This is a genomic window from Nocardia abscessus (genome assembly GCF_015477775.1).
Taxonomy (GTDB): domain Bacteria; phylum Actinomycetota; class Actinomycetes; order Mycobacteriales; family Mycobacteriaceae; genus Nocardia; species Nocardia abscessus_A.
This window is the reverse complement of record NZ_JADLQO010000039.1, coordinates 1-10,724: the sequence shown is the minus strand read 5'-3', so window position 1 is coordinate 10,724 and position 10,724 is coordinate 1. Positions and strand designations below refer to the sequence as shown.

11 protein-coding genes, 1 tRNA gene and 1 pseudogene are annotated in these 10,724 nt (G+C 66.8%); 5 read left to right on the top strand and 8 right to left on the bottom strand.

The genetic code is table 11. From position 1 onward, the window contains the following. The first annotated feature begins 1,197 nt into the window (after nucleotides 1–1,197). Nucleotides 1,198–2,169 carry a hypothetical protein gene (locus IU450_RS38985; RefSeq protein WP_195154734.1) on the top strand — a complete coding sequence of 324 codons (972 nt, stop codon included), beginning with the start codon at nucleotides 1,198–1,200 and terminating at the stop codon, nucleotides 2,167–2,169. On the opposite strand, the pseudogene IU450_RS40495 reads toward IU450_RS38985, so the two are convergent. Beyond that, a pseudogene (locus tag IU450_RS40495) lies at nucleotides 2,158–2,268 on the bottom strand (IS5/IS1182 family transposase); the annotation flags it as partial. The gene IU450_RS38985 and the pseudogene IU450_RS40495 overlap by 12 nt on opposite strands. 232 nt (nucleotides 2,269–2,500) lie before the next feature. Between IU450_RS40495 and IU450_RS38980 the strand changes: the two are divergent. Next, nucleotides 2,501–2,842, top strand: coding sequence for a helix-turn-helix domain-containing protein (locus tag IU450_RS38980; protein WP_195154733.1), 342 nt, complete (start codon nucleotides 2,501–2,503; stop codon nucleotides 2,840–2,842). 341 nt (nucleotides 2,843–3,183) lie between these two features. On the opposite strand, the gene IU450_RS38975 is transcribed toward IU450_RS38980, so the two are convergent. From IU450_RS38975 to IU450_RS38950, 6 genes are all read right to left on the bottom strand, one after another. Further along, entirely contained in the window at nucleotides 3,184–3,723 is a 540-nt protein-coding gene (locus IU450_RS38975) for a hypothetical protein (RefSeq protein ID WP_195154732.1), read from the bottom strand. Between the two features lie 172 nt (nucleotides 3,724–3,895). Then, a tRNA-Ala gene (locus IU450_RS38970) sits at nucleotides 3,896–3,968 on the bottom strand. Between the two features lie 90 nt (nucleotides 3,969–4,058). Then, complete coding sequence (gene glpR / locus IU450_RS38965) at nucleotides 4,059–5,159, bottom strand: gephyrin-like molybdotransferase receptor GlpR (protein ID WP_195154731.1); 1,101 nt, start codon at nucleotides 5,157–5,159, stop codon at nucleotides 4,059–4,061. Nucleotides 5,160–5,420: 261 nt separating this feature from the next. Continuing rightward, on the bottom strand, nucleotides 5,421–6,071 hold the full coding sequence (locus IU450_RS38960; RefSeq protein WP_195154735.1) for a GNAT family N-acetyltransferase: 651 nt from the start codon (nucleotides 6,069–6,071) through the stop codon (nucleotides 5,421–5,423). Nucleotides 6,072–6,083: 12 nt separating this feature from the next. Then, entirely contained in the window at nucleotides 6,084–7,340 is a 1,257-nt protein-coding gene (gene glp / locus IU450_RS38955; protein ID WP_043697950.1) for a gephyrin-like molybdotransferase Glp, read from the bottom strand. Between the two features lie 152 nt (nucleotides 7,341–7,492). Further along, nucleotides 7,493–8,449: a UTP--glucose-1-phosphate uridylyltransferase gene (locus IU450_RS38950; RefSeq protein WP_195154730.1), complete on the bottom strand. Its 957-nt coding sequence runs from the start codon at nucleotides 8,447–8,449 to the stop codon at nucleotides 7,493–7,495. Nucleotides 8,450–8,517: 68 nt separating this feature from the next. Between IU450_RS38950 and IU450_RS38945 the strand changes: the two genes are divergently transcribed. The 3 genes from IU450_RS38945 (at nucleotide 8,518) to IU450_RS38935 (ending at nucleotide 10,242) form a co-directional block, all read left to right on the top strand. Next, a complete protein-coding gene (locus IU450_RS38945; RefSeq protein WP_195154729.1) occupies nucleotides 8,518–9,126 on the top strand; it encodes a 5-formyltetrahydrofolate cyclo-ligase in 609 nt (202 codons plus the stop codon). A 69-nt stretch (nucleotides 9,127–9,195) separates the two neighbouring features. Then, nucleotides 9,196–9,489 (top strand): FmdB family zinc ribbon protein, encoded by a 294-nt coding sequence (locus IU450_RS38940; protein ID WP_043697957.1) that lies wholly within the window; start codon nucleotides 9,196–9,198, stop codon nucleotides 9,487–9,489. A gap of 87 nt (nucleotides 9,490–9,576) precedes the next feature. Then, nucleotides 9,577–10,242, top strand: coding sequence for an SAF domain-containing protein (locus IU450_RS38935; RefSeq protein ID WP_195154728.1), 666 nt, complete (start codon nucleotides 9,577–9,579; stop codon nucleotides 10,240–10,242). 334 nt (nucleotides 10,243–10,576) lie between these two features. On the opposite strand, the gene IU450_RS38930 is transcribed toward IU450_RS38935, so the two are convergent. After that, nucleotides 10,577–10,724: MspA family porin (locus IU450_RS38930; protein ID WP_195154727.1), on the bottom strand; the 148-nt coding region annotated here is incomplete at its 5' end.

Genomic DNA, 10,724 nt, shown 5'->3' with positions numbered 1-10,724 from the left:
AACCCCAGAAGACGACACTCCAAGATCGGAATGCTCAGCCCCGTAGAGTACGAACAAGCCCACACCCCCACTCACGCAGCCGCGTGAGCATCACACCCAACCCGTCCGGGAAACCGGGGCAACCTCAGAGCTTCTTCCGCTGAGGACCTCCGCTGTCAATGAACCGGCACCGAATCTGCGGTTCGACTGAGAACGGGGACCCTCGACGCCGTGGCGAACGAGAACGCGGTCTCGAGATCCGGTCCGCCGCCGTTCCCACTCATCGATCGTGTCGACCAGCCACACCGGGCTGCGACCGAAGGTTCATCCGGCGACAACAGATCGCCTAGGCCGGGAGATCACAAGGACAGCGCCAACAGGGTCGTAAGGGATGTAATAAGCAAAACCCCAGGCTGGCGACCTGTTGATTTTAGTAGTGAACATGGCAGGAAGGTACACGAACCGGACCGATCTGCTGGGCAATTTTTCCGAGCTGCGAGAACGGCTTTCCAAAAGGACCCGCGGGTCACGACCATCCGGACCAAGGGCACCTGGCGGAGCCAAGAAGCAGCTGACACCCGAGTAAACTTCACCCGTCACCCCACCGACGCAGCCTGAACATGAGCAGTTGCTTTGCACTTACCTGCGCTGAATAGCTCGCGAGGCAAACCACAGTCGTGAGCCACAAAGCAACGGTCGCCGCCATTCAAGCACCTCTCTCGTGGTCGGAGTCGCTGGAGTTACCCGTCGTGTCGGTCTGTGTGCCTTCCCTCCCCATGTAGCTGAATCGCCGCCCAACTGCTGCCAGGGAACGAGACCAGTTTAGAGAACCGAAGTTCATTTAACCGTGGTCCCATACGGCGTCCGCGCTGGTGCGCGAGCCGGAGATCCCCGCGACCACTCGGCGAGGCATGTCCCGCTGCCAGATACGACGAAGCGGGCTGCTGCGTATTGGGTATGGCCGCCTGCCTCGTATGCGGCCCGTGCCGCCTGCTTCAGGAGCAGCGGCCAAAGCGACCACTCTCGTCATTCCGCCCGTGCTACAGTCGGACTACCCCGCAACGGGGCCACCGGACGAACCGTGGCAACCAGCAGGAAACCCTAGATTGAAACCCCGGCCAGCAGGGCTGTGCGCTCTCACGCATCCACCTCCAGGGCGGCCGGGCATCGATCCGTGCACCCGAAAACGTCACCAACACACAAGGATCACCCCGAGACATGAGCTACAACAACCCGTACAGGTTGTTCCTGCCACAGCACACGCCGAGTAAGCATCGCGTCGTCGCGGTGTACCACGACGAAGGCTGGGACGAGCTGAAAGCAATCGCAACCCTCGAGCACCGTTGGGAAGCAGTGCGGCTGGCCGACGCGCTGAACGACCTTCTACAAGGTGTCGGCCTAGCCCGCGAATTCCTGACCGAAGCAATCGCCGCCGCTCCCGGACCGGTGCGTGCGGAAGTGGAGCGGATCGCCGAGACCATCAGCGCCGACGTCGAATCCGACCTGAAGTTGTTCGGCGAGCTGAACGATCCCTACCTCAAAGCTCTGGTACGGCCGTCCATCTGCGGTGTGATGCGATTTCCCGTGACGTCGGCACCTCACGACCCGAGTGGCAACGAAATCAGCGAGGACGAGCTGAGCGGGCTCGGAGAGGACGAATACTTCCGGCCGACGATCATCACGCCGCGCACCGCCGAAATGTTGCGGACTTCCGGATGCGTTATCGGCGACGAGGTGCGGGACAAGGATTTCGGGTTCGGTGAGACCCACCTACCAGAATCGATGCACGGACAGAAGCCGAGTTTTTATCAGCGTTTGGCACGGTGCTTCGACAATCTGGTCGACGACCTAGAGCGCGGTGACTACCCCCTACCGCGATCTATGGCCGAAGAAATAGCACTCTGGTTGATGCTCGCTGACGCCCGCGCGACATGTGACGAACTCGATGAGATGCAACCCGCGTCGATCCGGGATCTACCGGAATCCGAATACGATTACAGCTTCCATGATTTGGAGGATGTCCTCTACCAAGATCACGATTTCCACGGTCTGCTGTATCCCGATCAGAATTTCATGGGACTGCGCCTGGATGAAATCTTCGAGCCGTTCCAATACCCGCCACCGCGACCACGTAAGCGCCCGACGGCCGCAGCGCACCAGGGCCTGTCTAGAAGTGGGTTAGAGCCATAGGTCGATGGCGGCGATATGCAGGATCGCCAGGTAGCGGACGGCCAGCTTCTCGTATCGGGTAGCAAGGGCGCGGTAGTGCTCGAACCTGTTGATGCCGCAGCACGCATGATCGTGGAGTCCACGCTGATCTGCCGATCGATCTGACCATCGGCGTCGGCGAGTGCTTGCAGGTGTTGCAGAATCGCCGCCCAGACAGTAAGAGCCACAGGCCGCTGGCCTGCGGCTCTTACTTTAGTGGAGCCGGCGAAACTCGCCAACAGACCTGCCGGGCCGAACGCGAACCCGCCCACGAGGAATTCATCCGCACAATCGAGAGACGAAAACTGGACCGATGAGCCACGCACGCTGGAAAACTCTCCGGGAACGCACACTCACCGAGGGCTACACCGAAGCCTGCGACATCACCGAGGCGCGCCGCGAAATCCGGCTCTCCATGGCGCTGGTCAAAGCCGTCTACGACCGCCGCACCGAACTCGGACTCACCCAAGCCGGCCTCGTAGTAAGCGCAGGTCTCACCCAAGCCAAAATCTCGCGCATCGAAGGCTCCGACACCGTGCCAACCCTCCCCCTACTCGCCAAACTCGCTGACGCCCTCGACGCCACCCTCAACATCGCCCTTGACGCCGACGAAACCCGAGTCAACTTCACCAGCCACCACACCGACGCCGCCTGAACTCGGCTGCGTCCAAGCTCAAGGGTGGCGCTGGATTGCTCCAGTCGTAAATAACTGAACGAGAGCCACAGCGAGCATGGCTGCCATCTGCGCAGCCTCCGGCGTGATCGGAATCGCAGGTGTGACGCCTTCGTGCCGATCTGTGTGCCCTTCCCACAACAGCCCAATCATCAGCGCCACTGCCGTCACGGGGATTGAGACACCGGATTTGTCGAGGATGGCAAGCGCGTACAAATGGCCCTGATTCTTGAGTTGCCCAGCACATGCCCCAAGGTCGCGCCAGCCTGGGTGGGTACCACGACAGGGATCGCCGCCGCCTCGACAGCAAGAATCGCTTCCCGCTATGCCGTCGACGGATCAGGATGAAACCTGTACGCAGCGTCCCACGCAACTTGCAGATGAGCGGCGGCCGCATTGCGATCGGCTGCAACAGCACTTTCACCCGCTTGTCGCACAGCGGCCGTGACCGTAGGATCTTGCCTCCGTTCCAACGAGTCACGCTTTTCGCTGACCGTCCACACCGAGCGCCCATCACGCAGGACATCTTCAACCAGCTTCACCTGCTCTCGGATCTCGCGTCTGGAGTGAGAGCCCATGTCGCCAGTCCAGACGTGCGGAGTTGCATCGACCCAATCCAACAGGGCCTCGGTCGGCACCCCACGCATGTCGCCGTGATACCAGTGCTGTTCACTCGGCACATACCGAAGGCGTGCGGCGACCCGCTGACGAACTCCGCGGTCCAGCACAAACTGATGGTATAGCCACTCACGAAGCGAGTGTTCCAACGATTGTGGGACATCTTCATGCCAACCCAGGTCGATAGGCTGACCCGCATTGCGGCTGCTGAATGGCTGCCAATCCCGAGAATCGGTGACCGTCACGAAGTGCAGAATAGTGACCGACGCTCCACTGCGCCAAAAGCTTTCGTACTGAACACAAAGCGGACACATCATGCGAATCGAACCTACGTCGCCCGATCAGGACCAGCTCAGCGAGGCTGCGATCGAGGCATAAAAGAAGCTGCAGGTCAATGACCTGCAGCTTCTCAGTAAGTGGAGCTAAGGGGAATCGAACCCCTGACCTTCTCGATGCGAACGAGACGCGCTACCAACTGCGCTATAGCCCCGTGCGGCTCCGGGGAACCGCGCTGTGACACTGTATCAGGCCATGGCGCCAGACTCCGAATCGGTGCTCTGACCTGCGCGGATGGTGGGGATCACGCGCCGGCGGCGCGGCGGATGTCGCCGCTGGTGCGGGTGCGCAGGGCGCGGGCGGTGGCGGGGTCGAAGGGGTCGAGGTGGGCGAACATGGGGTCTTCGTCGTCGGGCTCGATCAGGGTGGAGCGGCGGCGGAGGGCGCGGGCGGTGTCGCGGTCCATCGCGCCTTGCGGTGCGCGGCCGCGGCGCGCGCGTGGATCGGCTTCCCCCTGCTGGCCGCGGTTGAGGCGGGCGGCGCGCCTGCGGCGGATCTCCTCCTCCATGCGCACCTGCTTGCGCAGGTAGGCCAGGTAGGTCACCAGCACGGTGACGGCGAGTCCGCAGGCCCACCACAGCAGCGGGCTGAAGACCAGCGCGAGGGCGCCGGACAGGACGGCGGCCAGCAGCAGGCCGAGTACGGCGCGCTGCCGGAAGGTGTAGCGGGCGGCGCGAGCGATGGCGTCGGCCTCGGGGTCGTAGCCGCCGCGGCCACGGCGGGTGGGGACGAAATCCGGTTCCATCGCGGCGGCGTCATAATCGTCGGCGTCGTAATCGTCGTCGTAGTCGTCGTACGCGTCGTAGTCCACGCGGGCGGGCACGGTGGAGCGCGCAGGCGGGATTCTGGCTGCGACCGGCTCCGGGTGGTGTGCGCCCACGCCGTCATCATCGGTCTCCGCGTCGATCTTCGCAGCGACTTCGGCGGCTTCGTCGTCGTCTTCCGACTCGTCGTCGTCCGGTGCGACGGGCACGATGTCATCGACCTCGGTGTCGTCCGTTTCGGCGTCAGCGATGTCGGATGCCGCGGTGTCGTCGGCCGCGGACGGGCTCTCCTCGTCGGTCTCGGTGACGGGCTCGTCGGCCGGTGTCGTCATCCGGTCCTCCGCATCATCGCTGTGGGAATGCTCTCTCGGTACGCGGCGAGGCCGCCAGTTCGGATCGGTTTCGTGCCCGGCGGCCGGGCCTTTCCTGAGACGTCGTTTGCCTCCGCCGCGGTGCAGGACCCTGGTGGCCAGCGCGGCGTCGGTGGTCCGGCGGATTCTCGGGTGGCGGTCGGCGAGAATAGGGAACAGAACGAAGACCCAGAGCACGACGAGACCGATCCAGAGGATCGAATTCGGCATCGCGTCAGCACCTCCGTCCCGCCAGGATTTTGTCCGGCTCGGCCCGCGAGCGGTGCGTCACACGCCCCGCGCTCGGCCGGCTCCCGTCCGCGCAGCGGCGTGGACGCCGGTCCTCTCGCAGGCTCCCTGCCGATGACGCAAGACGCACCATCGACGTCCGTAGGCTAATTCCGGGTAGCACCAAGTTCCGGCAGGCGCGCCGTGCTCATCCGCCACACCTGTCACATTTCCACCAACGCCACCGCGGTCCGGTGGCCGGTTCTACTGGAGGGTGACGCGCCCCTCTCGCACCATCCGGTCCAGGACCGTCCCGGCGAGTTCCTCGACGGTCATGCCGACCAGCAGGTGATCCCGCCAGGCGCCGTCCACGTCGAGGTAGCGCCGCAGCAGCCCCTCCTCCCGGAAACCGACATTCCGCAGCACCGCTTGGCTGGCCAGATTCTCCGGCCGCACGGTGGCCTCGATCCGGTGCAGACCCACCGGCCCGAAGCAGTGGTCGACGCCGAGCGCCAACGCGGCGGTCGCGACGCCCTGCCCGCTGAGATCCTTGGCCACCCAGTAGCCGATCCAAGCCGAGCGCAGTGCGCCGCGCACGATATTGCCGATGGTCAGCTGTCCGCTGAACGCGCCGTCCACTTCGATCACGAGCGGGATCATCGCGCCGCGCCGGGCCTCGGCTTTCAAGCTCGACCACAGCGAGGGCCAGTTGGAGGCGTGATTGCGCGCCTCCCACGCCCCGCGGCCGGTCGGCTCCCACGGCTCGAGATGCGCCCTGTCCCGCAACCGGATCCGGCTCCACGCCGCCGCGTCACGCAAGCGCACCGGACGCAGGCTCACCTGTCCCGCGGCCACCCGGACCGGGCCCAGTCGCGCGGGCCACCCCGGATGCTGCGTGACCCGGAAAACGTTCATCGCGTCCACGACTCATCCGCGCTGCGCGAGAAAGGCGACCTGGACTTCGTCACCGGTGCGGATCTCGGTGTCGTCCGGATCGATCACGATCAGGCTGTTCGCTTCGGCGAGCGTGGCGAGCAGGTGCGAGGACGAGTTCCCGCCGCCGAGCGGCTGCACGAGGTATTCACCGGTCGCCTCGTCCCGCATGAGTTGCGCGCGCAGGTAGCCCTTGCGCCCGGCCATGGAACTGATCGGCGTGATGGTGCGCGCGCTGATGATCCGGCGCATGGGATGCCTGCGCCCCAAGGCGATTCGAATCAGGGGCCGCACCATCACCTCGAAAACCACCAGTGCCCCGACCGGGTTGGACGGCAGCAGGAAAGTCGGCACCTCGTCGCGGCCGAGCCGGCCGAAGCCCTGCACCGAGCCGGGATGCATGGCCACGCGGGTGATCTCCAGTTCGCCGAGCCCTTCGAGCGCCTCCCGGACCTGCTCGGAGGCCCAGCCGCCGACCGCGCCCGCGATGACGACCACCTCGGAGCGCACCAGCTGCCCCTCGACCACGTCACGCAACCGGCGCGGATCGGAACTCACGATGCCGACGCGGTTCACGTCCGCGCCCGCGTCCCGCGCGGCCGCGGCCAGCGCGTAGGAGTTCACGTCGTAGACCTGTCCGGGACCTGGTGTGCGATCGATATCGATCAGCTCTCCACCAACCGAGAGCACCGATAGTCGCGGGCGCGGGTGCACCAGCACCTTGTCCTGGCCGACCGCGGCGAGCAGACCGACCTGCGCGGCGCCGATGATGGTGCCAGCGCGCACCGCGACGTCGCCGGGCTGGACGTCGTCACCGATGCGCCGGACGTAGTCGCCGGAACGCACCGGCTCGTACACCTTGATCCTGGCGCGCCCGCCGTCGGTGAAATCCAGCGGGAGCACCGCGTCGGCGAGGGTAGGCATCGGGGCGCCGGTGTCCACCCGGACGGTCTGACGCGGTTGCAAACGGATCGGCTGCCGCGAACCGGCGACCACCTCGCCGACCACGGGGAGGGTCAGGTCGACGAGATCGCCCGCTTCGTCGCGGATGTCGGCCCCGGCCGAGGCGACGTCGACGCTGCGCACGGCGTAGCCGTCGATGGCGGCCTGGTCGAAGCCGGGCAACGGCCGCTCGGTGACGACATCCTCGGCGCACAGCAGGCCCTGGGCCTCGGAAATCGCGACCCGGACCGGCCGGGGCGCGACTGCCGCGGCGGTCACCTTGATCTGCTGATCCTCAACCGAGCGCATCCAGCCCTTCCTGATTTTCTCCGCACTCCATCCGACCTCGCCTGCGCGGGCACGCGTGATCGCGCCGCGGCGCAAGCGCATTCGCGCGCACCGCGGTGAACCATCATTCGTACCCGACGGTCCAGTCTCGGCGAAACCCCCGGCCGGGTCCGTCAGTCGTCGGTCGTCAGCTGCGGATCCCAGTCCGGACCGAGGCGGTGCTGCAGCCACTCCCGCAGGGCGGGGCCGTATTCCTCTCGTTCCAGGGCGAAATCGACCGCAGCACGAAGATAACCGCCCGGGTTGCCCAAATCGTGGCGCGACCCACGGTGCACCACGACATGAACCGGATGTCCCTCGGCGATCAGCAGGGCGATGGCGTCGGTGAGCTGCAATTCGCCCCCCGCGCCGGGCTCGATGCGGCGCAGCGCGTCGAAGATCGCGCGGTCGAGCAGGTACCGGCCCGCGGCGGCGAACGTCGACGGCGCGTCGGCGAGCGCGGGCTTCTCCACCATTCCCTTGACGCGCAGCACGTTCGGGTTCACCGCGTCCGGCACCGGCGCCACGTCGAACACGCCGTACGCGCTGACCTCGTCCTTGGGGACGTCGATGGCGCACAGCACCGTTCCGCCGCGCTTGCGGCGCACCCGGCTCATCACGTCGAGCACGCCACGGGGCAGCACGAGGTCGTCGGGCAGCAGGACCGCGATGGCGTCCTCGTCGTCGTCGAGTGCCTGTTCGGCCTGGGCCACGGCGTGACCGAGCCCGAGCGGCTCCTCCTGCACGACCGAGGTGACGTCGAGCAGCCCCGGCGCCTTGCGCACCTTCTCGAGCAGCTGGTATTTGCCGCGCTCGGCCAGTGTGCTCTCCAAGACCAAGTCTTCGACGAAGTGCGCGACCACGCCGTCCTTGCCCGGGGACGTGACGATCACGAGCCGCTCGGCGCCTGATCCGGCCGCCTCGGCGGCCACCAGCTCGATGCCGGGGGTGTCCACTACGGGAAGGAGTTCTTTGGGCACCGTCTTGGTCGCGGGCAGGAACCGTGTCCCGAGCCCGGCCGCGGGCACCACGGCCGTGCGGAAGCACGACACCACCGAGGCGTCACCGGGCTTTCCGGCCTTTGCTGTCATACGCATACCCTATCCATCCATCACGCCGCCGGGTCGGCGTCGCGCCGACCCGGTCCCGGGGTGAGCCTATGGTGATCACTGTGGAGATGCCCTGCGAGCGCGATAAACATGCATGGCGCATCGAACTGGTCGCCCGGCGAGGTGTGATGAGCGCCACGGAGCGGGAAAAAGAGGCGTTCGCGCTGGCCGGTGCGGTCGGCACGTTGGACGCACGGGGGTGGGTCTGCGCGTATGTTCCGGTCGTCGGCGAACCGGGATCCACGGCGATGCTGGACGCGCTGCTCGCAGGCGGCGCGCGGGTGCTGCTGCCCGTCACCGGCCCTCCCGGGCCGCTGAGCTGGGCGGAGTATACCGGCGCGAACGCGCTGCGCCGGGCTCGCTACGGACTGCTGGAGCCCATCGGGGCCGTGCTGCCGCCGGATACCGTCGCCAGGGCCGAGCTCATCCTGGTCCCCGCCCTCGCGGTGGACCGCCGTGGTGTGCGGCTCGGCCGCGGTGCGGGCTATTACGACCGCACGCTGCCCGCCGCGCGGCCGGACGCCCGGCTGGTCGCGGTCGTCCGGGACGACGAGCTGCTCGACCGGCTGCCCGAGGAACCGCACGATCGGCGTATGGGCTGGGCGCTCACGCCGCGCGGTGGCCTGCGGCGACTCGGCGACGATTACCCTGAGGAATGAAACACCGATTGGCGGTGTTGGCACTGTCGGCTGTAGAGTGCCAGATCGACGTACACCGCGGAGGATCCTGTGCCTACTTACTCGTATGCGTGCACCCAGTGTGACAACCGCTTCGACATCGTTCAGTCCTTCTCCGACGAAGCGCTGAGCGTGTGCTCGGAGTGCTCCGGGAAGCTGCGCAAGCTGTTCAACTCGGTCGGCATCGTCTTCAAGGGCAGCGGTTTCTACCGCACCGACAGCCGCGGTGGCTCCTCCACCGCCAGCGAGCCCGCCAAGTCCGAGAGCAGCAACTCGAGTTCGTCTTCGGACTCCGGGTCGTCGAGCGGGTCCACCGCGTCCACCAGCACGGCCGTGGCCAGCTGATTCGACGGTTTTCCACAGCCAGTCACCTATCCACAGCCCCCCGTGATCCGGGCCGGGCGAATGCGCGTCCGGCCATAGGATCCGGCCATGACTCGTGCACTCGCCGACCTCGGCCGCGGCGGCTGGAATCCCTCCGGGTGGCAGCGACCGCCCTGGGCCGACATCGTGCTGGCCCGACGTCTGCTCGCCGCCGCTCTCGCCGCGCTCGCGGCGTTGCTCTTCCTCCGTGGTGACCCGGACGCAGAACGCACGCCGGTCGTCGTCGCGCACCGGGATCTGGCGCCCGGACGGCTTCTGGAGGCAGGTGACCTGCGCTCCGTACCGCGCGAGGCGGGCACATTGCCCGCGGGCGCGGTCACCGATCCCGCCGCCCTCGTCGGCGCGACGCTGACCGGCGCGGTGCGTCAGGGCGAGATTCTCACCGACCTGCGCGTCGTCGGTCCGCGCCTGGCCGCGGCGGCGACCGGCGCCCGCGACGCCAGGATCGTGCCCGTCCGCCTGGCCGACACGGCGGTCGCCGACATTCTGCGCGCGGGCGATCGCGTGGACGTGATCGGCGCGGAAGACGCGAGCGGCTCCGGTACCCGCCCGGCCCGCACACTCGCCACCGATGCCGTCGTCATTCTCGTCTCCGGTGCGGGCGAGGGACGCGGAGCCGCCGAACGCGTGGTTCTGGTCGCGATGGACGCCGAGCACGCCACCGCCGTGGCCGGGGCGTCATTGCGCACCGCGCTCACCGTCGTCTTCCATTGACTTGCCGACAGCGGTTGGCCGGATATTCGCCATGGGCTCATCAGCATCGGGCCTACCGGCGCGCGGGTCCCGTCGAGCACGACTGCTCAGCTCATCGCCGCGGTGCTGTTCTTCGTGCCCATACTGCCCGCCACGCGCATGAAGAAACGCTTTCGGCCCGACGACACCACGCTCACCGATTCGGAGGTGCTGATCCAGATTCGCGATCTGCTCGCCGACGGACAGACCAGCGCGGGTGGACGGCACGAATTCTGATTCGCCCGTGCCGCACCGCGAAACGGGCCTGTCGTGACGGCGACAGGCCCGTTCGCGTTGCACGAGTGGATAGCCGAGATCAGCCGAGGCTGAACGGCGCTCCCCACAGCGTCACCCAGGTGATCACATTGTCGGTCTCGACCTCGACGCTCACGAAAGCACGCGCCTGGGCATAGCCCGCGCAACCGTTCAAACCGATGGTCTCATCGGCCCACGTCACCGAACCA